At 50.5% G+C, this 23,871-nt stretch carries 25 protein-coding genes; 7 read left to right on the top strand and 18 right to left on the bottom strand.

Translation table 11 applies throughout. The features are described from left to right. Positions 1–83 precede the first annotated feature (83 nt). Both K6Q96_RS15935 and K6Q96_RS15930 read right to left on the bottom strand, forming a co-directional pair. The gene (locus K6Q96_RS15935) at positions 84–668 is read right to left on the bottom strand and encodes a uracil-DNA glycosylase family protein (protein WP_251876805.1); all 585 of its coding nucleotides are present in this window, start codon (positions 666–668) and stop codon (positions 84–86) included. Further along, positions 668–1,573, bottom strand: coding sequence for a D-2-hydroxyacid dehydrogenase (locus K6Q96_RS15930; RefSeq protein ID WP_251876804.1), 906 nt, complete (start codon positions 1,571–1,573; stop codon positions 668–670). Before K6Q96_RS15930 ends, K6Q96_RS15935 begins: the two co-directional genes overlap by 1 nt. A gap of 93 nt (positions 1,574–1,666) precedes the next feature. Between K6Q96_RS15930 and K6Q96_RS15925 the strand changes: the two genes are divergently transcribed. Continuing rightward, positions 1,667–2,254: a YjaG family protein gene (locus K6Q96_RS15925; protein ID WP_251876803.1), complete on the top strand. Its 588-nt coding sequence runs from the start codon at positions 1,667–1,669 to the stop codon at positions 2,252–2,254. 61 nt (positions 2,255–2,315) lie between these two features. Here K6Q96_RS15925 and K6Q96_RS15920 read toward each other — a convergent pair whose 3' ends face one another. Further along, complete coding sequence (locus K6Q96_RS15920; RefSeq protein ID WP_251876802.1) at positions 2,316–3,494, bottom strand: hemolysin family protein; 1,179 nt, start codon at positions 3,492–3,494, stop codon at positions 2,316–2,318. Between the two features lie 235 nt (positions 3,495–3,729). On the opposite strand from K6Q96_RS15920, the gene hupA reads away from it, so the two are divergent. Together hupA and K6Q96_RS15910 are read left to right on the top strand one after the other, a co-directional pair. Then, positions 3,730–4,002 (top strand): nucleoid-associated protein HU-alpha, encoded by a 273-nt coding sequence (gene hupA / locus K6Q96_RS15915; protein WP_002542017.1) that lies wholly within the window; start codon positions 3,730–3,732, stop codon positions 4,000–4,002. 41 nt (positions 4,003–4,043) lie between these two features. Beyond that, positions 4,044–4,724 (top strand): DUF1481 domain-containing protein, encoded by a 681-nt coding sequence (locus K6Q96_RS15910; RefSeq protein WP_251876801.1) that lies wholly within the window; start codon positions 4,044–4,046, stop codon positions 4,722–4,724. Positions 4,725–4,802: 78 nt separating this feature from the next. On the opposite strand, the gene purD is transcribed toward K6Q96_RS15910, so the two are convergent. Together purD and purH are read right to left on the bottom strand one after the other, a co-directional pair. Beyond that, positions 4,803–6,092 carry a phosphoribosylamine--glycine ligase gene (gene purD, locus K6Q96_RS15905; protein WP_251876800.1) on the bottom strand — a complete coding sequence of 430 codons (1,290 nt, stop codon included), beginning with the start codon at positions 6,090–6,092 and terminating at the stop codon, positions 4,803–4,805. Between the two features lie 53 nt (positions 6,093–6,145). After that, positions 6,146–7,738 (bottom strand): bifunctional phosphoribosylaminoimidazolecarboxamide formyltransferase/IMP cyclohydrolase, encoded by a 1,593-nt coding sequence (gene purH, locus K6Q96_RS15900; protein ID WP_251879664.1) that lies wholly within the window; start codon positions 7,736–7,738, stop codon positions 6,146–6,148. A 179-nt stretch (positions 7,739–7,917) separates the two neighbouring features. On the opposite strand from purH, the gene zntR reads away from it, so the two are divergent. After that, on the top strand, positions 7,918–8,328 hold the full coding sequence (zntR, locus tag K6Q96_RS15895; protein WP_251876799.1) for a Zn(2+)-responsive transcriptional regulator: 411 nt from the start codon (positions 7,918–7,920) through the stop codon (positions 8,326–8,328). Positions 8,329–8,386: 58 nt separating this feature from the next. Here the strand turns inward: zntR and tpx are convergent, their stop codons facing one another. After that, on the bottom strand, positions 8,387–8,890 hold the full coding sequence (tpx, locus tag K6Q96_RS15890; RefSeq protein WP_251876798.1) for a thiol peroxidase: 504 nt from the start codon (positions 8,888–8,890) through the stop codon (positions 8,387–8,389). 255 nt (positions 8,891–9,145) lie between these two features. Here tpx and ppnP point away from each other — a divergent pair, with 255 nt between their 5' ends. Then, positions 9,146–9,424 (top strand): pyrimidine/purine nucleoside phosphorylase, encoded by a 279-nt coding sequence (gene ppnP / locus K6Q96_RS15885; protein ID WP_251876797.1) that lies wholly within the window; start codon positions 9,146–9,148, stop codon positions 9,422–9,424. Between the two features lie 135 nt (positions 9,425–9,559). After that, positions 9,560–9,865, top strand: coding sequence for a carboxymuconolactone decarboxylase family protein (locus tag K6Q96_RS15880; RefSeq protein WP_062710280.1), 306 nt, complete (start codon positions 9,560–9,562; stop codon positions 9,863–9,865). Positions 9,866–9,921: 56 nt separating this feature from the next. Here the strand turns inward: K6Q96_RS15880 and K6Q96_RS15875 are convergent, their stop codons facing one another. The 9 genes from K6Q96_RS15875 to aroQ all read right to left on the bottom strand — a co-directional run bounded on the left by K6Q96_RS15875 (position 9,922) and on the right by aroQ (position 17,888). Continuing rightward, entirely contained in the window at positions 9,922–11,076 is a 1,155-nt protein-coding gene (locus K6Q96_RS15875; RefSeq protein ID WP_251876796.1) for a glycosyltransferase family 4 protein, read from the bottom strand. Between the two features lie 182 nt (positions 11,077–11,258). Further along, on the bottom strand, positions 11,259–11,555 hold the full coding sequence (fis, locus tag K6Q96_RS15870) for a DNA-binding transcriptional regulator Fis (protein ID WP_002542007.1): 297 nt from the start codon (positions 11,553–11,555) through the stop codon (positions 11,259–11,261). Positions 11,556–11,577: 22 nt separating this feature from the next. Beyond that, the gene (dusB, locus tag K6Q96_RS15865) at positions 11,578–12,543 is read right to left on the bottom strand and encodes a tRNA dihydrouridine synthase DusB (RefSeq protein WP_251879663.1); all 966 of its coding nucleotides are present in this window, start codon (positions 12,541–12,543) and stop codon (positions 11,578–11,580) included. Positions 12,544–12,690: 147 nt separating this feature from the next. Continuing rightward, positions 12,691–13,575 carry a 50S ribosomal protein L11 methyltransferase gene (gene prmA / locus K6Q96_RS15860; RefSeq protein ID WP_251876795.1) on the bottom strand — a complete coding sequence of 295 codons (885 nt, stop codon included), beginning with the start codon at positions 13,573–13,575 and terminating at the stop codon, positions 12,691–12,693. 126 nt (positions 13,576–13,701) lie between these two features. Continuing rightward, positions 13,702–15,156: a sodium/pantothenate symporter gene (gene panF / locus K6Q96_RS15855; RefSeq protein WP_251876794.1), complete on the bottom strand. Its 1,455-nt coding sequence runs from the start codon at positions 15,154–15,156 to the stop codon at positions 13,702–13,704. Then, positions 15,149–15,430 (bottom strand): YhdT family protein, encoded by a 282-nt coding sequence (locus tag K6Q96_RS15850; protein ID WP_251876793.1) that lies wholly within the window; start codon positions 15,428–15,430, stop codon positions 15,149–15,151. Before K6Q96_RS15850 ends, panF begins: the two co-directional genes overlap by 8 nt. 152 nt (positions 15,431–15,582) lie before the next feature. After that, positions 15,583–16,929 carry an acetyl-CoA carboxylase biotin carboxylase subunit gene (accC, locus tag K6Q96_RS15845; protein WP_002542000.1) on the bottom strand — a complete coding sequence of 449 codons (1,347 nt, stop codon included), beginning with the start codon at positions 16,927–16,929 and terminating at the stop codon, positions 15,583–15,585. Positions 16,930–16,941: 12 nt separating this feature from the next. Continuing rightward, on the bottom strand, positions 16,942–17,406 hold the full coding sequence (gene accB, locus K6Q96_RS15840; RefSeq protein ID WP_046303621.1) for an acetyl-CoA carboxylase biotin carboxyl carrier protein: 465 nt from the start codon (positions 17,404–17,406) through the stop codon (positions 16,942–16,944). A gap of 26 nt (positions 17,407–17,432) precedes the next feature. Next, positions 17,433–17,888: a type II 3-dehydroquinate dehydratase gene (aroQ, locus tag K6Q96_RS15835; RefSeq protein ID WP_039850575.1), complete on the bottom strand. Its 456-nt coding sequence runs from the start codon at positions 17,886–17,888 to the stop codon at positions 17,433–17,435. A gap of 640 nt (positions 17,889–18,528) precedes the next feature. On the opposite strand from aroQ, the gene K6Q96_RS15830 reads away from it, so the two are divergent. Beyond that, positions 18,529–19,089, top strand: a complete 561-nt coding sequence (locus K6Q96_RS15830) for a cytochrome b (RefSeq protein WP_251876792.1) — start codon at positions 18,529–18,531, stop codon at positions 19,087–19,089. A 27-nt stretch (positions 19,090–19,116) separates the two neighbouring features. On the opposite strand, the gene acs is transcribed toward K6Q96_RS15830, so the two are convergent. The 3 genes from acs to K6Q96_RS15815 form a co-directional block, all read right to left on the bottom strand. After that, positions 19,117–21,066: an acetate--CoA ligase gene (gene acs, locus K6Q96_RS15825; protein WP_251876791.1), complete on the bottom strand. Its 1,950-nt coding sequence runs from the start codon at positions 21,064–21,066 to the stop codon at positions 19,117–19,119. 236 nt (positions 21,067–21,302) lie between these two features. Then, on the bottom strand, positions 21,303–21,923 hold the full coding sequence (locus K6Q96_RS15820) for a 3'-5' exonuclease (RefSeq protein WP_251876790.1): 621 nt from the start codon (positions 21,921–21,923) through the stop codon (positions 21,303–21,305). Between the two features lies 1 nt (position 21,924). Continuing rightward, on the bottom strand, positions 21,925–23,727 hold the full coding sequence (locus K6Q96_RS15815) for a DUF294 nucleotidyltransferase-like domain-containing protein (RefSeq protein ID WP_251876789.1): 1,803 nt from the start codon (positions 23,725–23,727) through the stop codon (positions 21,925–21,927). Positions 23,728–23,871: the final 144 nt, after the last annotated feature.

Genomic DNA, 23,871 nt, shown 5'->3' with positions numbered 1-23,871 from the left:
GAAACAATTAAATTCTTATAAATCAAGTTATTAAAGTTTAATAACTATTCAGTGTGACTTAATGTTCAGAAAAAAGCTGATTGTCATGAGAAAAGCTGATCAGTGCTTTTTCTCAAGATAGGCAGGATCTCCGCTTCAAACCACGGATTTTTCCTCAACCACAGGTTATTACGGGGAGAGGGGTGGGGTAGCGCGATAAAGTCCGGTGACCAGTTAGCGTTGGCTTTCACCGTTTCAGTCAGGGTTTTGGGCTTCCCTTCCAGATAATAGCGCTGCGCATAATCGCCAATCAGAAGGGTCAGTTCCACATTGGGAAGATGCGACTTAATCGCTGCATGCCACTTGGGTGCGCACTCGGGTCTTGGCGGCAGATCGCCAGAATTACCTCGACCCGGATAGCAAAATCCCATCGGCATGATGGCGACCTGAGCAGGGTCATAGAATCTTTCTTTATCCATCTGAAGCCATTCACGCAGCCGATCACCGCTGGGGTCATTCCACGGAATCCCCGTTTCATGCACGCGGGTTCCTGGTGCCTGACCAATAATCAGCAACCTAGCGGAATACTCAGCTTGCACCACAGGACGCGGACCCAATGGTAAATGGGCTTCGCAGTGGTGGCACTCTTGCACCTCTTTCAACAAGATTCCTAAAGGCGTGTTTGTCATCAATACCCCAGCGTGAAGTCCATCTGATAGTTTAATGGCTCGCCATTTTGCCAGCGCGTGTAGTTGTCGACGAAAATACCAAACACTTGTTCCGGGAAACTCTCGGCAGAAATATGAGGAGTTACCGTAATGAAAGGATGCGTCCAAAACGGGTGCTCAGGTGCGAGCGGCTCTTTGCTGAATACATCCAACACCGCATGCTGGATGTTTCCGTCTTTGATAGCGTCGAGGAGACCTTCTTCTTCCAGCACAGGTCCGCGGCCAACGTTAAACAGAATGGCTTGTTTGCAAGCAGATAGCGTATCCCGGTTGAGTAAGCCTCTGGTTTCCGGCGTGGAAGGTAACACTGAGACAATCACATCTGCTTTGGAAAAAGCCTCTGTCATCTTGGCGTTGGTGATGACGTTATCGAACCCTTCTACGGCTTTTCCTGAGCGGCTCACACCCATCACCTGCATCCCAAAGTGACGTGCGGTCTTAGCAACATGCGCACCAATCGAGCCTGTTCCAAGTATCACCATGCATTTTCCGGTCAGGCCCTGATAAGGCACTGGTGACCATCTACTTTCAAGCTGTGCATCGCGGTAATGGGCAAAATGGCGGGTTAATGTCAGAAGCTGACCGATAACATACTCCGACATCAAGGGGCCGAAAATCCCACGCACATTGGTGAGCTGGTAGTCAGTTCTTGGTTTGGCAAACAGGGCGTCACAACCCGCAAAGGTCGACTGCAACCATTGAAGATTCTCTGCCTTTTCAAGCTCGGGCGCGAATTTCGGCGGGTCGGCGAGGATGATATTGGCTTTGCTGATATCTTCGGTGATTTGCAGATCAGGTAGGGCGGCGTCTTCCAATAACGCCAGATAACGTTTTTGTTGGGCTGAGCAAAGATAAAGATGGTTCAAATCTGTTCCTTTTGCTATTGCAGTATATAAAGTACACTTGCGCGGAAATCCTATCCGGCATTACACGTCGGCAATCACTGTAGACGGCAGACCATGTTACAGAATCCGATCCAGCTGCGACTCGAAAAACTCGACTCATGGCAGCATATCACTTTTATGACGGCGCTGGTGGAGCGCATGTATCCCAACTACGCGGCTTTTTGCCAACAAACTGAGTTTGCGGAGCCTCAGGCATTCCGCCAGCTTTTGGATGCAGTTTGGGAAGTGTTGACGGTTAAGAACGCCAAAATCAACTTTGAGCGTCAACTGGAGAAGCTGGAAGAGCTTATCCCGACCACGGAAGAATTCGATATTTATCTGGTTTACCCAGCGATTGATGCCTGTGTGTCGATGTCGACGCTGATCCACACGCTGCTGGACCGCGACTTGTTGCTAGAGTCTGTGCTGAAAGTCAGCCAGCAATCAGTGGCGAGTGTGGCACAGCTTGAAGAAGCGCAAACCGGCGTTGAAGTGACGAACGAGAACCAGAAAGAAATGGAATCTGTGTGTGCTGAGTGGGATATGCAGTGGGCTATCTTCCGTGCACTGAAAGAAGCAGAAGATCGTGATGTTGAGATGATTCGCGGCATTCGCAATGAATTGCGTGAAGAAGGCGTGAGTAACCTCGGTTTATCACTCTAAGCCAGCATGGCACAGATAAAATAAAAAACGGGCCTGATGGCCCGTTTTCTTTTGGTGTCGATTACTTTGAGGTTTTTTCTTCATCGTTCAGTGAGATCGATTTCCCGTCCTCGCTGTTCTTTTCAGTGACCTCTTCTTTTTCTGAGGCTTCCACTAATTCTTCAGCCGCTTTTTCCGCTTCTTCCTCGTCATCATCTTTGCTTTCAATCACGCCGTGGGCTTCTTTCCAGTCTTCCCAGCGTTCATGCGCAAGCGCCTGCATGTTAGAGGTCTTGTCTGCCTCGTCCATGATTTCTTTGCCCATCAAGTGTTCAAAGATATCTTCCAGTGTGATGATGCCCTGAACGTCGCCATACTCGTCAACAATCAGCGCCAGTTGAGAGCGCTGAGCCATCAGGCGGTCAAACGCTTTCGGCACGATAGTGGAATCATGAACCACTGGGATTGGACGCATCAGGCTGCCAAGTTGCTTCTGACCTTTGCCGTGCTGGCTGGCGGAAAACAGCTCAAGACGGTGTACAAAGCCCAGAATATTGTCACGTGATTCTGCATAAACCAGCGGGCGGGAAAACGGCGTGTCGTGGTGCTCACGCAGAAAGTCCTCAATGGTCATGGTGGCATCAACACGGAACAGAACAGGACGAGGTGTCATCAGCTTGGTAACCGGCACGTCGCGAAGGCTCAGCAGATTAGTCAGCATAGTGGACTCGTCATCTTCCAGCTCGCCACTTTCTTTCGCTAACATAGCCATCGCAGAGATTTCATCACGCAGCTTTGGTTGTTCTTTACCGTGCGCCAGTCGACGGGTCAGTTGCTCAGAAGCCCAAACGAAAGGGGTTAGTGCCCAAACCATCCAACGCAAAACGGTCGCTGCGCCCGGAGCCAATTGACGCCAGTAGGTCGCACCAATGGTTTTTGGCACAATTTCAGACAACACCAGAATCGCTAGCGTCAGCACACCGGAGAAGACACCCAGCCAGGCATCACCGAAGACTTTTGCTGCTTGTGCACCGGATGCTGCTGCACCCACGGTGTGAGCGATCGTGTTCAGGGTCAGAATAGAAGCCAATGGACGGTCGATATCATCTTTCAGTGAAGACAGACGTCCGGCGGCCGGGTGACCTTGCTGTCGCATTTGGGCGAGATAACTTGGGGTAATACTCAAAAGCACCGCTTCGAGCACCGAACAGATAAATGAGACACCTATAGAAAGTGCCACAAACATGAATAGCAGGATCATCGTTTTCCAGCGTAAATGTAATAAACAGGGCCAATAGTAGCGCCAAAGATCGGGTCTGAGGGCAGTAAATACAAGAGTTGCCGCCAAAATATACCCAATATTTTGTGAGGATGCGCTCAGTTTGTGGTTAAAGACTCTGCATACAGTCACTTGTAGCGCCACAAACCTTTGCCAGTCGGGCTTCTTTTGAATTAGAGTTCACTTGTCTCAAGAAAACCTAAGAAGGGAAGACCTAATGAACAAGACCAACTTGATCGACCTGATTGCTGAAAAAGCAGACCTGTCTAAAGCACAAGCTAAAGCTGCACTAGAAGCAACTCTAGCGGGTATCGAAGGTGCACTGAAAGACGGTGACCAGGTTCAACTGATCGGTTTCGGTACGTTTAAAGTTAACCACCGTGCTGCGCGCACTGGCCGTAACCCACAAACTGGTCAGGAAATCCAAATTGCAGCTGCAAACGTTCCAGCGTTTGTTGCAGGCAAAGCGCTTAAAGACGCAGTTAAGTAAGTTATACTCCGCCAAAGCAGTTCTTGTTTTGGCGGATATTTATGCGCGTTAAAGCGTCTCTTCTTGTTTCATCTCTTATTCTTACTTTGGCGGGCTGTAGCTCGACAGAGAAAATCCAACCTCCTGTTCAAACCGTCACTGCCACTGTGCAAGGTGATGCCACCAGTATTTTCTGGCTCGATGAACGTCAACGCTTTCCTGAAACTCTCACTGAACTTGTGATGATGGGTGACAATGTCCAGTATTCGTCTGAATATCGCTGGCGCAAGGGCGTGGTGCGTGAAATTCAGCGCGAAGGAAATATCTTGATTGATGGCGAGTTGAAACACCAGTCGGTGCTGATTCGTTATGATTCGGAAGGGCAGGCGGTATACCAGCAGTATCGTCTGGATGGTGCCTTGTTACCCATTAGGAGTACTGAGCTGGTGCGTTATTACAAACAGGCAGAAAAAGCTTTAGAAACCGCTCAGGCACTTGGAAAGAACAGCAAAAACTTCTTTCAGGGCTATTGGAACGAAGGGGTGTTTGAAGAGTGTGGTTCTGGTGATGTAAAAACACTGAAATTTGGTGCAGAGTTTCCAGATTACATACTGCACAGGCTGAAGAAAGCAGATAATTTCATCGCCGCTGTCGGCAAAGTCGGCCGTAACACGAATACGGCAGAAACCATTATCGTGCTGGATAATGACAGCGCAGATTGTTTCGAAAGACCGGAATTCTAAAGTTCGCTTCTCCCTGAAAGAAAAAACGCGCCGAGTGGCGCGTTTTGAGGTTTTAGTGCAGCATTTGAGCTTGAGGGATTATTCGCCCTGCTCACGTGCAATCGCACGGTAGCCAATGTCATCACGGTGGAACATGCCATCCCAACTGATTTGTGTGGCCAATTCGTAAGCACGTTTTTGCGCTTCTGAAACAGTGTCACCCATCGCAGTCGCACACAGCACACGACCGCCAGCAGTCACAACATTTGCGTCTTTTTCTGCCGTCCCTGCATGGAACACTTTCGCAGCATCCAGTTCAGTGGTTGGCAAGCCAGAAATGACATCGCCTTTGTTGTAAGACGCAGGGTAGCCGCCCGCTGCCAGTACAACACCGATTGATGCGCGTGGGTCCCACTTGGACTCCACGGTATCCAGCTTACCGGCTACCGCCGCTTCACACAGTTCAACCAGATCAGATTGCAGACGCAGCATGATTGGCTGGGTTTCTGGGTCGCCAAAGCGGCAGTTGTATTCAATCACTTTCGGTGTGCCGTCAGCCATCACCATCAGGCCTGCATAGAGGAAGCCTGTGTATGGGTGACCCTCCGACGCCATGCCGCGAACGGTTGGGTAAATCACTTCGTTCATCACGCGATCGTGAATGTTTGCGGTTACAACAGGTGCCGGGCTGTACGCGCCCATACCACCGGTATTTGGGCCAGTATCACCATTACCGACACGCTTGTGATCCTGGCTGGTCGCCATTGGCAAGACGTTTTCACCGTCAACCATGACGATAAAGCTCGCTTCTTCGCCATCAAGGAATTCCTCGATAACCACACGGCTTCCAGCATCACCAAAGGCATTGCCTGCCAGCATGTCACGAATCGCGTTTTCCGCTTCTTCCAGGGTCATTGCAACGATAACGCCCTTACCTGCTGCCAGACCGTCAGCTTTCACGACGATAGGTGCACCTTTCTCGCGCACGTACGCCAGTGCAGGCTCAATCTCGGTGAAGTTCTGGTATTCGGCTGTCGGGATTTGGTGGCGGGCAAGGAAGTCTTTGGTGAAGGCTTTTGAGCCTTCCAGCTGTGCAGCAGCTTCGGTTGGACCGAAGATAGGCAAGCCCGCTTCACGGAAAGCATCAACCACACCAATCACAAGTGGGGCTTCTGGACCGACAATGGTCAGGCCGATATTTTTATCCTGAGCAAAAGCGACCAGCGCTGCGATGTCTTCGACGCCAATGGCGACATTTTCCAGCTTTGGCTCCAGCGCGGTACCTGCATTGCCCGGCGCGACAAAAACGGTCTCAACTTTTGCAGACTGTGCGACTTTCCACGCCAGAGCGTGTTCACGGCCGCCGCTGCCAATAACCAATACGTCCATTTTGAATCCTTCAATCAAAGCAGCCCAGAGTAGCTCTGGGCTGTGAAAAATGCTTAGTGGCGGAAGTGGCGCATGCCAGTGAAGACCATCGCCATGCCGTGTTCGTCAGCAGCGGCAATCACTTCGTCATCACGCATTGAACCGCCTGGCTGGATAACACAGGTAATGCCAGCTTCTGCAGCGGCATCGATACCATCGCGGAATGGGAAGAATGCATCAGACGCCATCACGCTGCCTGCCACTTCCAGACTCTCGTCAGCGGCTTTGATACCCGCAATTTTCGCCGAGTAAACGCGGCTCATCTGGCCTGCACCTACACCGATAGTCATGTTACCTTTCGCGTAGACAATCGCGTTGGATTTCACGTATTTCGCGACTTTCCAGCAGAACAACGCATCACGCAGTTCTTCGTCAGAAGGCTGACGCTTGGAGACCACTTTCAGGTCATCCAGAGAGACCATGCCTTGGTCACGATCCTGAACCAGCAGACCGCCGTTAACGCGTTTCACGTCAAAGCCAGTGGTCTGAGTGCTCCACTCGCCGCAAACCAGCAGGCGAACATTCTTCTTCGCGCTAACCACTTCTACCGCGGCATCTGACACGCTCGGTGCAATGATGACCTCTACGAATTGACGGTCAACGATGGCTTGGGCAGTTTCTGCATCCAGTTCACGGTTAAACGCGATGATGCCGCCAAACGCGGAGGTTGGGTCAGTCTTGTAAGCGCGGTCGTAAGCTTCAAGGATGTTATCACCCAGTGCTACACCACATGGATTGGCGTGCTTAACGATCACACATGCCGGATCGATGAACTCTTTCACACATTCAAGTGCAGCATCGGTATCTGCGATGTTGTTGTAAGAGAGTGCTTTACCCTGAAGCTGGGTAGCTGTAGAGACAGACGCTTCTTCCGGGTTAGCTTCGGTATAGAAAGCCGCAGCCTGGTGGCTGTTCTCGCCGTAGCGCATGTCCTGTTTTTTGATGAACTGCTGGTTGAAAGTACGTGGGAATTTCGACTCCTCATCGCCTTCTTTGTTGTCGCCATAAGACGGCACCATGGTACCGAAGTAGTTGGCGATCATGCCGTCGTATGCGGCAGTGTGTTCAAATGCAGAGATAGCCAGATCAAAACGGGTTTGCAGTGTCAGTGAACCGTTGTTGGCATCCAGCTCAGCCAGCACGCGGTCGTAATCTGATGCATTCACCACGATGGTCACGTCTTTGTGGTTTTTCGCCGCAGAGCGAACCATGGTTGGGCCACCGATATCGATGTTTTCAACCGCATCTTCCAGCGTACAGCCTTCTTTTGCGACTGTTTCTGCGAATGGGTACAGGTTGACAACAACCATGTCGATTGGCGAAATACCGTGCTCGTTCATCACTGCATCGTCAGTTTCACGACGGCCCAGGATGCCACCGTGTACTTTCGGGTGCAGGGTTTTTACGCGCCCATCCATCATCTCAGGAAAACCGGTGTAGTCTGATACTTCAGTCACTGCCAGACCTTGCTCTGCCAGCAGGCGAGCGGTACCGCCAGTCGACAGAATATCGACACCTTTTTCTGCGAGAGCTTTGGCAAATTCTACAATGCCGGTTTTGTCAGATACGCTAATCAATGCGCGACGAATAGGACGAGCGTTTTCCATTGCTACCATCTCTTTAAATGTGGGGATAGGATATTTGGCAAAACCGCCGCTGTGAGAGCCGCTTTGCCAAATACCCGCTACGGCGAAGCCTTGATTGAATCGGCGCATATTCTAACCTAATTTATTGACGCAATCGATTGCTTTTGTGGTTTTGTCACAAAATACGCGAGAGGGGATCCATGAAGATGTTACAAATCGGGCAGTTAGCCAAGCACTCAGGCGTGTCGGGCGATACGCTGCGGTTTTATGAAAAAGTTGGCTTGTTGCAACCATCCTCCCGGAGTGAAAGTGGCTATCGTCTTTACGATGAGGATGCGGTATCGCGCGTGCACTTTATTATGAAAGGCAAACGCATTGGACTCACGTTGGAAGAGATTCAGGAGCTGCTGGAAATCCGTGTAGAGGCCACTCAACACAGCTGCGCAGAAGTGAAGGGAATCACTCAGAAGAAGCTGGATGAGCTGGATGATAAAATCGCTGAGCTGACTGAGATCCGCGCTGCGTTAAAAAAGCTCAATGATGCTTGCTGTGGGCATGTGGATGATGATGCCAGCCACTGTTCAATTCTAGAGGCGTTAGCTTCGGAGTAAATAGCCATAGAGGTGCGAGGAATAAAGAAGAAGGCATGGAGCCTTCTTCTTGTTTGTTTTACTGCGCCAGTTCTGCAAGCACTGCCGCATAGTCAGGCTCGTCAGAGAGCTCATTCACCAGCTCAACATGTAGCACCACACCTTCTTCATTGAGCACAACTACCGAGCGGGCAGTCAAGCCAACCAAAGGCCCTTCAGCAATCGCCACGCCATAGTCTCTCATAAAGGATGGGTCTCGGAACGTCGATGCATGTTGGACGTTCTCCAAGCCTTCCAGTTCGCAAAAACGGCTCGCTGCGAATGGCAGATCGGCGGACACACATACTACCTTGGTGTTTTTCATTGATGCTGCTTTCTCATTGAATGCGCGAACGCTGGCAGCACAGGTTGGGGTATCAATGCTTGGGAAGATATTCAGAACTACCTTACTACCACGAAGAGCAGCTGGCGTGAGCTCAGACAAATCACCAGCAGCGAGTGAGAAATCCGGCGCTTGGTCACCGACTTTCGGTAAGTTGCCAACGAGTTGGATAGGCTCTCCCTTAAACAGGATCTGCGACATTATTCTCTCCTTAATTTACGTCGATAGTCAGAACTGGCTATAAGTGTGGCACAGGCGCGCACTAAATCCATGTTCGAAAACGGGAATACGTACAAACCGGCTATGGCGACCAGTGGATGCCAAAATAAGGTTTGGGAACGTGATAAGAGTGTGATAGCGTCAGGGAAATCGAAAGGATAAGTCCCTCGGCTTCAGGGCCTTGAAAACAAGCATCTTGCTGCCGACTGGGTACATCACAAGTAATAAAGGACAAAGATGTTAAAGGTAAACGAATATTTTGACGGTGGCGTAAAGTCCATCAGCTTTGAAAACAAAGGCCCACTGAGCATTGGCGTGATGGAAGTCGGTGAATACACCTTCGGTACCGCAGCTCCTGAGCGTATGCACGTGGTGAAAGGCGAATTGACGGTAAAGCTGCCAGGTCATATCGATTGGGAAACCTACGGTGCTGGCGATGACTTCGAAGTCCCAGGTGAGTCATCATTCCAGGTGAAAGTTGAGCAAAATACCGCGTATTTCTGCGAATATCTGTAGCGATAAATAAAACCTTTCTGTTTTGTAAAATTAAACCTCGTGGTCACATCTTCCTCTCTGGCGTAACGTGTCTGGACATTCACACTGGCGAAATGTCTGTAGGAACGTTCGCTCGTCGCTAGAAGGAGATGTGCCATGCACAAGATGGAAAACCTGAAGAAGTTATCTAAGCTAAAAGACCACGCCAAACCAACCACTGATGCCTTTTGGGCATATGACAACCTTGCACTTGCTGATGGTGTTATCCCTAAAAAATATAAAGAACTTATGGCTATTGCTGTTGGCTTAACGACCCAATGCGCCTATTGCATTGAAGCGCATAAGAATGCAGCTCTAAAAGCGGGGGCGACCGAAGAAGAGTTTGCTGAAGTTGTCCTACTAACAGCGGCTATTCGTGCTGGTGGAGCTTTAACGCACGGTACCCATTTGTTCGAGGACTGATGTCAGTGACGGACAAACACTTTTTGGATAGGTTTGTCCGTCACTGAGATATCCGATTAAGAGAGGCTAGAAAGGTAAATACTCTCTAGCTTATCCGCATGCCCCTGCATGGAAAAATGCTCCAGCGCGCGTTGATAGGCATTGGCAGCGTTTGATACGCGCAATGACTCGTCATCCAGATAGCGCTTGAGTCCTGCAGCGATTGATTCGGCATCCTGAGGTGTGCAGTAAACCCCTGTCTCTTCCAGTATCTCTGGTAGTGCACCAGTGTTGGAAACCACTAAAGCACAGTGCTGTGCCATGGCTTCAATGGCCGTCAGACCAAAAGCCTCGTTCCAATACGGCAGACAGACAATTTGAATTTCTTCCAACAAAGTAGGTACGTTTTTGCGGTAACCAGCCAGGTGCACTCGATCAGCAAAAAGCGAGGCTTTCGCCCTTTCCTGTAGTTGGTTTGAAAAGGTTTCGTCTGCACCTTCATCAGGGTTCAATCCACCAATCAATACTAAATGTGCGTGAGGGTAATCGGCAGCGATAAGTTCAAATCCTGCCAGCAAATCGGCCTGGCCTTTGCCATCACAAATGCGCCCTACGGAGCCGATCAAAGTGGTGTTTTGCGGCAGGCCATATTCATCAGCTAACAGGTGCGGGCGATTGTCTTCGTTAAACTGCTTTTGCTCGATGTAGGTGCCAAGCCACAGGCGCTCGATTTTACTTTCTGCTACGGGTAGTGCCTTGATATTACGTTGATAGGTTTCGTTGCTGATAGACAGTACCTGATCAACGTGTCGATAAACCCAGCGGTGATAGATGTCTTTCTTAGGACGTTTCACACCCATGTGTTCGGTAAACAGGGTGTAGCGACGGGTCAGCAAGTTTAGCAGTGCAGAAATCAGGATGTCGCCGGATTTGTGGCAATGCACAATCTGTACATTGTTCGCTTTTAGCCAGTTATTGAGGCTGAAGAGTGTTGGACCGAAAAGCGCAGCTTTCTTCGGCACGGTAAAAACGTCTATGCCGGCATCTTTCATCGCATTGGCTACACGGGAGTTTTCCGAAGCAAGGCCAAAGACGCGGTAACCTTTATCGATAAACTCTTTGCCCATACGCGATGGGTACATCTCCAGGCCGCCCCAGCCCGTTGACAGGCAAATATGCAAAATGCCCGGTTTGTTGTCTGAGGTACTCGTTGAGGCGTTAGCCTGAGCCATGGTGTTCTCCCGAAAAAGTATATCATGCGGCTAGATAAAAAGCTGCAAAGTCAGCAGGGAGTATATATCCAAACAACCTGAAGATGCATCAGAGGGGAAGCGCGATTATGTGTGGAGGCTGAAAACGTAAAAGCCAGACTTCGCAGCCTGGCTTTTACTGAAAACTGTTAAGTTAGCGGAACTTAGTTCATGCCGTACTTTTTCAGTTTCTTACGCAGAGTACCACGGTTGATACCCATCATGGTTGCTGCGCGGGTTTGGTTACCGCGAGTGTATTGCATGATGGTGTCCAGCAGTGGTTGCTCAACTTCTGCCAGTACCAGCTCGTACAGGTCATTGACTTCCTGGCCATTCAACTGCGCTAGGTAGTTTTTCAGGGAGGCTTTTACTGAGTCACGCAGTGGCTTCTGGGTGATTTGATCTTGTGAAGTCACAGTAGTCACTGTCAATGCTTCTGAAGTCAGGTTTTGTTCGAACATACTCTGTCAGCTCTTCTCGTATTTATGCAACGTTTTCGAAGTAATCTTGCAGCGCATCGATCTGCTCGTGAGCGTCTTCGATTGCGTTGAAAGTCTGGCGAAAATCGCCAATTTGGTCATGTTCTTTCAGGTACCAGCTCACGTGCTTACGCGCGATTCGCAGTCCTTTTAGCTCACCATAAAACTGGTGAAGCCCCTGAACATGGCCCAACAAAATTGCTTTTACCTCTTCCATCGGTGGCGCATCGAGTGCTTCACCCGTGGCAAGGTAATGTTGGATTTCACGGAAAATCCAAGGACGCCCTTGTGCAGGGCGGCCAATCATTAAGGCATCGGCACCTGTGTAATTCAGCACAAATTTGGCTTTCTGAGGCGAATCGATATCCCCGTTGGCAATAACCGGGATAGAGATAGCTTCTTTGACCGCTCTGATGCTGTCGTACTCAGCTTCCCCTTTATACATGCAAGCGCGTGTGCGACCGTGAAGGGCCAACGCTTGAATGCCACAGTCTTCGGCCATTTTGGCGATCTGGACACAATTCTTGTTGTCCGGATCCCAGCCTGTCCGGGTTTTCAGCGTGACGGGAACGTCTACCGCAGAAACCACTGCTTTCAGGATCTGCTCAATGATATCCGGTCGGGTCAGCAGTGCTGAGCCAGCCAGTTTCTTATTGACCTTCTTTACCGGGCAACCCATGTTGATGTCGACGATTTGCGCGCCGTTTTCAACACAGAAGCGTGCGGCATCTGCCATCAGTGCTGGCTCAGCGCCAGCGATCTGAACAGAACGGATCCCCTTCTCATCGAGATGAACCATCCGGTTTCTTGATTTGGCCGTGTGCCACATCGCCGGATTGGAAGACATCATTTCACTTACCGCCATGCCAGCCCCGTAGCGCAAACAGAGTTCGCGGAAAGGTCTGTCAGTCACGCCTGCCATAGGCGCCACGATAAGTTGGTTTTCCAGTTTGTATGGTCCGATCTGCAAGGGGATACCTTCTATGTCAGCAAGGGCGCGCATTTTACGCATTTTTTCCTGCTCTGAAAAGGCCAATATTTGAGCGTTTTGCCTTGATTTTTTAAAAATCCAGATAATTCAATTTTTTAGTACAAAAATTGTTCAATTATCACTGGGTTAGGCTCTGCACGCAGTGATGCGGCACCATTCCTCTTTTTCGACAATCGCGTCAACGCTGAGTTCATCGCGGTAGCAGTCGGCAACAGACTCAGCCTGACTATCCAATACACCGGACATCGCCAGTACACCTTGCGGGGCGATCAGGCTTTTGATGATTGGAGAAAGCTCGCGAAGTGGACCCGCCAGAATGTTGGCAACCACGACTTCTGCTTGCAGGTTCTCTGGTTGATCTTGAGGCAGGTAAAGCTCAAGGCGATCTGCGACGCCATTACGCTCTGCATTAGCTTTAGAGGCTTGCAGTGCTTGTGGGTCGATATCGATGCCGATAACTTTCTCAGCGCCCAGCAAAAGCGCTGCCAGAGACAAAATGCCTGAGCCGCAACCGAAGTCGATCACTGTCTTGCCAGACAAGTCCAGGCCATCCAGCCACTCGAGACAGAGTGCTGTCGTTGGATGAGTACCGGTACCGAACGCCAGGCCAGGATCAAGCATGATGTTGACGGCTTCTGGCTCTGGTGCATCGCACCAGCTTGGGCAAACCCAAAGACGCTGACCAAAACGCATCGGCTTGAAGTTATCCATCCAGGCGCGTTCCCAGTCTTTGTCTTCCAACTGTTCAATTTTGTGCGTGAAGTTTTCATCCAGCAGCGGGCTGTTTTTCAGGATAGCCACCACTGCATCCATGTCGGTTTCTGCGTCATAGAGTGCGACGATGTCGGTTTCGCCCCACAGACGGGTTTCACCCGGCATAGGTTCAAACACTGGGGTGTCTTTGGCATCAAGGAAAGTGACTGACAACGCACCAGCTTCTTCCATCAGCATGTCACCAATGGCTTCAGCGGTTTCAGCGGTTGCGTTCAGTTTGATTTGAATCCAAGGCATGGTTTCTTCACTTCTTCGTTTAACGACGATTTTAAGGCGCGGAGTCTAGCATAAAAAGTAGTCAGACCGCATAGCATCACGGTCAAGAAAAGGAAGAAAAAGGGCAGCGAATGCTGCCCTGAGAAGTTATGCGGTTGCTGGGCGTGTCTTCCTGTACTGCATTCCGCTAACAAGCAGGAAGGCAAACAGACTGATGGCCAGTGAAGGCACAATGGCGTGTATGCCGCTCATGTCCGGTTTAAAGGTCGAAAGCGCGGCATAGCTGCCAAGGCCAGTAATCATGGATGCTAACGCGCCTGAAGCGGTGGCTTTCTTCCAGTAAAGGCCAAGTATCAGCGGCCACAGGAACACCGCCTGCATACCGCCAAAGGCGAGCAGGTTCAGCCAGATGATCATGTCAGGCGGGTTAGTAGCCGCGACAAATACCAGCAGTGAGAAGATACCTGTTACCCACAAAGAGAGTTTGGGTAATTTGCTTTCTGCATCCGGCGCATTGGCGGCATTAGGATTGATGTAGTTGAGGTACAAGTCCTTCAGCAGCGTCGCTGACGCCTGAATGAGCTGTGAGTCGATGGTCGACATAATCGCCGCCATTGGGCCTGCCAGAAACACACCGGCAACGACAGGGGGCAAAACCGTCATCATCAGGGTCGGCATGATCTGATCCGGGTTATCAATTTCCGGAACAATCGCACGCCCCAGCGCTCCAGCCAAATGCATGCCAAGCATCAATAGCGCGACCATCGCTGTACTGATCACCATGCCTTTATGCAGCGATTTACTGGATTTGTAAGACATGCAACGCACCGCCGCATGGGGAAGGCCAATCACACCGAAACAGACCAACACCCAGAAGCTCAACATAAACGGTTCTGACAGGAAGTTATTCGGCCCGTAAGGCGTGACCAGTGCAGGATCGATAGCATGAAGCTCAGTGATCATCTCTCCCAGACTACCGCCGGCGTGGATGATGCCAACCAGCAACGCAATAGTGCCGATGATCATCATGATGCCCTGCACGGTGTCGGTCATGACTACAGCGCGAAATCCGCCGATGGTGGTGTAAACGCCCACCGTCAAGGCAAACAGCATCAGACCGTGAGTATAGGAAAGCCCAGTGACAGTCTGCAGCAAGCGTGCGCCACCAACGAACTGAACCACCATGGTGCCGAAAAATGCCAGCAATAGTGCCAGAGAGGCGAAAATTACCACAGCGCGGTTTTTGTAACGCGCATAGAGCATGTCATTCAGGGTGAGCGCATTGTGGCGACGGGACTCAATGGCGAACTTCTTCCCGAGCACACCGAGCGTCAGCCATGCAGCAGGTAACTGGATCATCGCCAGTAACACCCAGCCGAGTCCCATTTTGTAAGCCGCACCGGGCCCACCGATAAAAGAACTCGCACTGGCATAGGTGGCCGCGAGAGTCATCGCCAGCACAAATCCGCCCATGCTTCGGCTGCCAAGCAGGTATTCATTCAGGAATCCGCCACTGCGATCCCCTTGTTTGCGCGAATAAATGGCCAGCGCAAATACAGCGACCAGATACAACGCCATCGGGATAAGAAGCTGATTATTCATCGGACGCTTCCTCTTCGATGTCGAGTGGCATGTCTTTGTAGAGGAATTTCACCATCAGTGCGCACAGCAGGGTAAATAAAAGGGGGCCGATAACGCATGCCATTAAAAACCAAAGTGGCAAACCGAAATAGAGCGTCGGGGGAGTCTGTTCAATTCCTTCTGGGGCCAGACCATAGGCAAATCCGTACCACCATGCAAAATACGCGAGTGCGAGTGCAATCGCCCATTTGGCTTCCTTGTGAGCCTGGCGGTATCGGCTGCTAAGTGTCTTCATTAGAGCCTTCTTACTTAACGCGATAAGAGAGTGTTGATAAGGCGCTTATTGTGACAAAACCACGGAGAATGTGACAGATTTATACGCGCAGGGTTTGGGCGCGAAAAACAAAAAAGGCCGCGTAAGCGCGACCTTTTGGCTTTGGCTCAGAATTACTTCTGAATGCCCAGCTTCTTCTCCAGGTAGTGGATGTTTGCACCACCATGCTGGAAGTTCTCATCTTTCATGATTTCCAGCTGAAGAGGAATGTTGGTTTTGATGCCGTCGATGATGGTTTCCTGCAGGGCGTTACGCATACGCGCAATCGCTACGTCACGGTTTTCACCGAAGCAGATCAGTTTACCAATCATGGAATCATAGTGTGGTGGTACTGAATAGCCTGAGTACACATGAGATTCCCAACGCACACCCATGCCGCCTGGCGCATGGAAGCGATCGATCTTACCTGGGCTTGGCAGGAAGCGCTCTGGGTCTTCCGCGTTGATACGACACTCAATCGCGTGGCCGCGGATTTGGATGTCATCTTGCGTGAATGACAGGGGCTGGCCAGCGGCAATACGAAGCTGTTCTTTGATCAGGTCAACGCCGGTTACCATTTCGGTCACAGGGTGTTCAACCTGAATACGGGTGTTCATCTCAATGAAGTAGAACTCACCGTTTTCGTACAGGAACTCAAACGTACCTGCACCGCGGTAGCCGATTTCCAGACATGCGCGGCAACAACGTTCACCGATGTACTTACGCATTTCTGCAGTGATCCCCGGCGCTGGCGCTTCTTCAACAACCTTCTGGTGACGGCGCTGCATCGAACAGTCACGCTCACCCAAGTGAATCGCGCCGCCCTGGCCATCAGCCAGAACCTGCACTTCAACGTGGCGTGGGTTTTCAAGGAATTTCTCCATGTAAACCATGTCATTGTTGAAGGCAGCTTTTGCTTCTGCGCGGGTCATGGCGATAGCGTCGGTCAGTTCTGCTTCAGAACGAACCACACGCATACCGCGACCACCACCACCACCGGATGCTTTGATGATCACAGGGTAGCCGATGCGTTTTGCGAAAGCCTTGTTCTTGGACTCGTCGTCGTCAAGTGGACCATCAGAACCTGGTACACAAGGTACGCCCGCTTTTTTCATCGCGTTGATGGCAGACACTTTGTCGCCCATCAGGCGGATAGTTTCAGCGCGAGGACCAACGAAAATGAAGCCTGATTGCTCTACCTGCTCTGCAAAATCTGCATTTTCTGACAGGAAGCCGTAACCTGGGTGGATAGCCACCGCACCAGTCACTTCTGCGGCACTGATGATACGTGGGATGTTCAGGTAACTTTCAACGCTTGATGCAGGACCGATACAGATAGATTCGTCTGCCAGCAATACGTGCTTCAGATCGCGATCGGCGGTGGAGTGAACGGCAACCGTTTTGATGCCAAGCTCTTTACACGCACGAAGGATGCGAAGCGCAATTTCACCGCGGTTAGCGATGACAATTTTATCTAACATAGCTGTCCTCGATTACTCGATGATGACCAGAGCTTGGTCAAACTCTACTGCTTGGCCGTCTTCACACAGGATAGCTTTCACTACACCCGCTTTGTCTGCTTGGATTTGGTTCATCATTTTCATCGCTTCAACGATGCAAAGGGTATCGCCAACGTTGACTGATTGACCCACTTCAACGAAAGACTTCGCTTCTGGGCTTGGAGAGCGGTAGAAAGTACCCACCATTGGAGAGAGAACCTGGTGACCCGCAACTTCTGCTTCAACTGCTGGGGCTTCTGCTGCTGCCGGAGCCGCCGCAGGAGCTGCTGGTGCCGCTACTGGAGCAGGAGCGGCTGCTGGTGCTGCGTAAACCTGAGTGGCAACTGGCGCAGTTGCGCGGCTGATGCGTACTGACTCTTCACCTTCAGAGATTTCCAGCTCAGCGATGCCAGATTCTTCAACAAGCTCAATCAGTTTTTTGATTTTACGAATATCCATGATGTCTATCTCTTTGAAATTATTGTTCAGTTGTTCTCTGCTTGCAGACGCTTGGCGACTGCACGTAGAGCAAATTCATAACCGTCAGCGCCCAGTCCTACAATCACACCTTCCGCTTTATCAGAGAAGTAAGAGTGATGGCGGAATGGCTCACGGGCGTGAACGTTTGAAAGGTGCACCTCAATAAAGGGAATGCCGACAGCGAGAATGGCATCTCGCAACGCCACGCTGGTGTGCGTGAACGCAGCTGGGTTGATAATGATAAAATCAACCTTTCCCATGGCCTGATGGAGGGTATCAATCAGGACGTGCTCCGCATTGGACTGCACGTGTTCAAGTTGGATATTGAAAGATGCTGCTAGTGTCGTCAGATCGGCGACGATCTGATCTAACGATTGCTGTCCGTAATGGCCTGGTTCGCGAACCCCAAGCATGTTCAGGTTCGGACCATTAATAAGTAAAACTTTGCGATTTGTCGTCATATTGATCGCTTTATTCCTGTTCTTGTTGCGAAAAGGCGTTAACTTCTGCTTTTCAGCACCCAAGGGTGCGAGAACCTGAAAAATGGCACTCCAGCCATTTGCTGATTCGCAATTATAGAGAATTCACCGCAAATGGCAGCAAAATACTGGTCTTATCAGACAAAATCTGACAATCCAGTGTACAGACTACGCAGATATGACAGGCATTTCGTGGCAGTAGTTCACGAAATGACCAGTTAGGAGGGTGAATCTGTTAGGCAGATCTCATCCAGCGTTTTAAACGCACTGTTTTACGCTACTCATCTTACCGACCTCTTTGATGCTCTTTTTGTCTTATTATTAAGACATTAAATCGAAGCGGCTTAAGGATGAAATAGTTAGTGAAGGTGAGCAGTTAGGCTCAATTTTCATGCCATTTAATCCACTATTTTTTTATTTCTGGCTCAATGTAGCGGGGTTTTAAGTTTTTAAATGGAATGTCGTTCTGTTTACGGAAGCGATACCGCACTATCTGAAAACTAATCAATTAAGCGCTCAATAAATGATTCACTTGTACGATAATTAAGGCATTGAGGTGCTGCAACACCTCGCTTTAGCAAGCGTCATTGGGTGCGAGCCCCAAGATTATTGGGAGGGGAATATGATTCAGAAGCGCTATGACTCATTGAGTCGACTGTTACATTGGAGTATGGCTGCCATCATCATTTATACGACGGTGGCGGGTTATGTCATGCATTTGGTGGTGGGGACAATGGCGTTTGATGTGCTATCCGTGCTGAACATGTCATTTGCAACGATAGGTACTGTCTTGTTCATCATGCGATGGGTTTGGAGTTATTTTCGCCCAAAGGTTGAGTCGGTTAACTCAACGACTACGTTTGAAAAAAACATCGCCAAGTTCATCCACAGTGTTATCTACCTTTTAATGTTTTTGGTGTTTGTTTCCGGTTATTTGATGCTAAAAGAGCCTTACTGGTTCTTCTGGCTGGTGAAGATACCTAATCCGGTCACTGATATGGTCATTAATGATTTCTTCTTCTTTGTTCACCGGGCAAGTTGTGCTGTGTTGGGGATTGTCGTGGTCATGCACATCGGTGCCGCTTTGTATCACCAGTTCTGGCTGCGTGATAACCTGTTAGCGCGATTGATGCCACCCAAACCTGTGGTCATGCATTTCAGCCAAAAAAAGGGCCGCGTATAGCGGCCCTTCGGGATCAAACCTTGGTGGTTATACCACGCTGGATTTCTCTGCAATAAGTTTGTCGACCACGCTTGGGTCCGCTAGGGTAGAAGTGTCACCCAAGCTGCCAGTATCGCCGGTTGCAATCTTACGCAGGATACGACGCATGATTTTGCCTGAGCGGGTTTTCGGCAGTGCGTCTGTCCAGTGGATGAAGTCCGGTGTCGCGATAGGACCGATTTCCTTACGTACCCAGCCTTTGACTTCTTTTGTCAGTTCTGCACTTGGCACTTCGCCAGCATTCAGCGTGATGTAAGCGTAGATAGCCTGACCTTTGATGTCGTGTGGAACACCAACAATTGCCGCCTCTGCAATCTTGTCGAATGCCACCAGTGCGGATTCGATTTCTGCAGTACCCATGCGGTGACCGGAAACGTTCAGTACGTCATCTACACGGCCAGTGATCCAGTAGTAACCGTCTTCGTCGCGACGTGCACCGTCACCGGTAAAGTACATGCCTTTGAAGGTTGAGAAGTAAGTCTGCTCGAAACGCTCGTGGTCACCATTAACGGTACGCATCTGGCCCGGCCAAGAATCCAGCATGACCAGGTTACCTTCGGTCGCGCCTTCGATGATGTTACCCATGTTATCAACCAGTGCTGGTTGCACACCGAAGAATGGACGGGTCGCAGAACCTGGTTTCAGTGCCGTTGCACCTGGCAGTGGAGTGATCAAGATGCCGCCGGTTTCAGTTTGCCACCAGGTATCCACGATAGGACACTTGCTGTCGCCGATAGTCTTGTAGTACCACTCCCACGCTTCTGGGTTGATTGGCTCACCCACTGAACCCATGATGCGTAGCGAATCACGCTTGGTGCCTTCAACCGCTTCGTTACCTTTCGCCATCAGGGCGCGGATTGCGGTTGGGGCGGTGTACAGGATGTTGACCTGATGTTTATCAACCACTTCACTCATTCGGGCAGTTGATGGGTAGTTAGGTACGCCTTCGAACAGGATGGTTTTGGCACCGTTCGCCAGTGGTCCGTAGATCAGATAGCTGTGACCGGTGATCCAACCCACGTCCGCGGTACACCAGAAGACCTCACCTTCCTGGTAGTCGAAGACGTACTTGAAGGTCATGGTCGCATAAACCAGGTAACCACCTGTGGTGTGGAGAACACCTTTTGGCGTACCGGTTGAACCTGAGGTGTAAAGGATGAACAGTGGGTCTTCTGCGTTCATCTCTTCCGGTTCACAGTTATCAGACACGACTGCGGTTGCTTCGTGCCACCATACATCACGGCCAGAATTCCACTCCACAGTGTTACCAGTGCGTTGGTAAACAACGACTTTTTCAACTGACGTGACCGAAGGGTTTGCAAGCGCTGCATCCACATTTTGTTTCAAAGGTACTGCGCGGCCGCCACGTACACCCTCATCGGCAGTGACTACCACTTTCGCGTTGGAGTCAACAATGCGGCCTGCGAGTGCTTCTGGAGAGAAGCCACCGAATACGATGGTGTGAACGGCACCAATGCGAGTACATGCCAGCATGGCAATCGCGGCTTCCATTACCATTGGCATGTAAAGGCACACGACGTCGCCTTTGCGCACACCTTGGCCTTTCAGGGCATTGGCAAACTTACACACTTCAGTGTGCAGTTCTCTGTAAGTCAGGGTTTTGTCGTCGTTCGGATCGTCGCCTTCCCAGATCAGGGCAACTTCATCGCCTTTTGTCTCAAGGTGGCGATCAATACAGTTGGCAGAAACGTTTAGCGTACCGTCTTCGAACCATTTGATGTCGACATGGCCGGTGTCAAAAGAGGTGTTCTTCACCTTAGTGAAAGGTTTAATCCAATCTACGATCTGGCCATGCTCACGCCAGAATCCTTCTGGGTTAACAACAGACTGCTGATACATCTCGCGATAAGTGTCGTTGTTTGCGTGCGCTTTGGCTTCGATTTCCGGCATAACCGGATGCAGGTGAACCTCACTCATTATCTTTCTCCTTGTGTTCCTGCGTGATGCTGTCTGGCATCGTCAAATATTCGACCACGACAAACTAGTATATAAGGTACGGTCTAACGGTCTTGTTCCATTAAGGTCGGATAGTTAGGGATTCTCGACAATTAGACTTTAGGATGAAGAGGCCGTTTTCTCTGGGTTTTGTGACCTTTGGACAATCACACTGAGGTGTTGCTCTCATTTACATGCAGCGGGTTGCGGGGAAATTATCAATAAGTGGGCATTGATACATCCCCGTACTTTAGTCGAACGTAGATCAGCGCCGCACTAATGGCATCATCGAGTGCGTCATGCCGCCCGGAAAGGGGCAGGTCGAGGTGGTGTCCTATCGCCTCCATACTCAGGTCGTAGTAGGCATTCGGCAAAATATGTTCCAGCTTGCGACGGTATATGTCACTCACTTCTATCGTGCGGTTAGGCAGTTTGAAGCCAAGATGCTTTTTGGAATAGCGGTCAAGTATCGCTTTGTCGTACTGGATGTAGTAACCCACAATCGGTCGGTTACCAATAAACTCGATCAGCTTGAGCATGGCTTCTTTTTCTGAGACGCCATCACTCAGATCCTGATGTCGGATGCCGTGAATTTTCACCGACTGGGCGCTCAGTGAGTTGGGCGCGCGAAGGGAAATGGTGAAAGGCTCGCTGGTGACAATTTTATTGCCGCGGATTTTGGTGGCTGCGATGGTGACCAGCTCGGCTTTGTGTGGGTCCAGGCTGGTGGTTTCGCAATCCAATGAAACCAACTCTTCATCACTGGGCGAAGAAAATAAGGGCGCATACTCGCTGTGGCGCCATTTGTACCTAAGCCAGAGCCTTTCCACCAGGTTCATGCTAGTCCCTTACCTGATAGTGCGAAGCCAGCCGTTCTTTGAACTTTTTCACCACGCCGAGGCAGTCTCGAAGCAAATCCCGTTCTGTACGTGAAAGCTGGGTGACATCGAGCTGGTTGCCTGTGCTGGCATCGCTGTCGAGTTGCTGTTTCAAGCGCACTTTCACGAAAAGCTTTAGTGCTTCAGAGAGGTTATTGGCGGTTTCCTGATCCAGTGTTTTGCATTCGACCAGCGCATCCAGTCTTTCAAAGGTATTGGTCTCGGTGAGTCCTTTTTCCAGCGCCAAGGTGCGAACGCCATGCACCAGCGGGAAAATACCGCCTTTTTTGACATCCAATCCTTCTTTATCCGTCTTTAAGCTGCCGAAAAGCGTGAGGGGAACACGGAACGCAAGGCAGGGGCGGACGAAGGTATTGAGCGTTAGCATGTTGTTTTTGAACGTGGCATGGAGCTCTTCCATCACAGGTTCCAGTAACGCCTTGTTACCAGCTACCGCATGACTGTCTGCGATGATGGCCAGGTCCATCAGGGGGCGTTCGTCAGAAATCTTACTGAGGGTGATCATTTCTTTCATCCACTCAGATTGGGTTTTCACCCAGCGCGGATTATTAACCATGACATTGCCGGGACAGGGCGGATAACCTAGACGGCTCAGCACTTCACTAAACCTTTCCATGTAATGTTGAACGTCGGGCCAATCGGCATCGTCAGCGAGAATGAGCCCGTTATCCTGATCGGTTTTCAGTACCTGTTCACCGCGACCTTCCGAGCCCATCACAAACAGGCAGCATTGATTTTGGAAGCTTTCTGGAATGGTGAGACGGAAGGCCTTTTCGATGATCTGTTCGTTAACGGCGGAAATCAGTTCCATGACAAATTGAGTGTGGATGCCGTTGTTGGTGAGATTGGCGACGAGCTGATGTTGGTTATTGGCTGCGAGCGCGAGTTCCTCAATCGAGTGTGCGCGGTTTATTTGCAGCGTGAGTACGTGAGAGTGCGTGGAAAAGAGACTCAGCACCTGAGTCATATCCAGCATGCCGACCGTCTCACCATCTTTAGTGACGCGCACCCGTTTTACCCGATCGCGGGTCATCAGGATCATCACGTTGAAAAGATACTCGCCCATCTCGACGCTGATGACCGGAGAGGTGGCGACTTCACCGATGGGAGATTCTAAGGTGCAGCCATCCTCAACCAATGCGTGCAGCAAGTTGGTTCGGGTAATGATGCCGATATCGTGCAGTTTTCCTTCGAGGGCGACCAGCGCGCAGTCCTGACGTTCGCGGCGAAGGTTTAACGTGGCATCCTGAATCGAGGTGCCATGGGGCATGGTCATGATGGGCTGAATGTTGGTTTCATCCACCTGAGTTAGGATGAATTCGGCAAGGTTCTGCTGTTGTTGCGCCTTTTCCAGCATGCGTTTTCGTTTACTGAAACTGGTATTGAAGTAGTCTGCAAACGACTGGTTTTGGTCATAGAGCTCGAGAAACACGGTTTTGGGCAGCACATAGCAAAGCGTGTCTTCCACCACACGGTATCTGTGGTGTGCATGGCCTTTCAGCAGTGCACGGGCATCAAACAGATCGTCTTTAATATACTGCGCCTGCACTTCCTTGGTATCAGGGTTAACTTCCTGAACGCGTCCTTTAATGACGATATAAAGAGCATCATTGCCTCCCCCTTTTTCTATCAGGACATCACCGCGGCGGTAATAGGCGACATCCAATGAAGACAGCAGATGCTTGGCTTGCTTGGCATCAAGGCGGTCAAACGGGGGCGAGTAAGTGTCTAACGGTTCAGGCATGGCGGCAAACTCCGTGTTATTAACCACGCGCTTAGCGTGTCTTTGCAACTCTCAGTGTGTCGTACGGCAATCCACCTTGCCAGCCGACTTTAGTCTATTAATCCATGCTAAGTTGAGACTGTAAGTTTGGATGAATCGCTGTCA

Origin of the sequence: Grimontia kaedaensis, assembly GCF_023746615.1 — a bacterium.
In the GTDB taxonomy this organism is placed as follows: Bacteria; Pseudomonadota; Gammaproteobacteria; order Enterobacterales; family Vibrionaceae; genus Enterovibrio; species Enterovibrio kaedaensis.
This window is presented reverse-complemented; position numbering and strand designations above follow the sequence as displayed.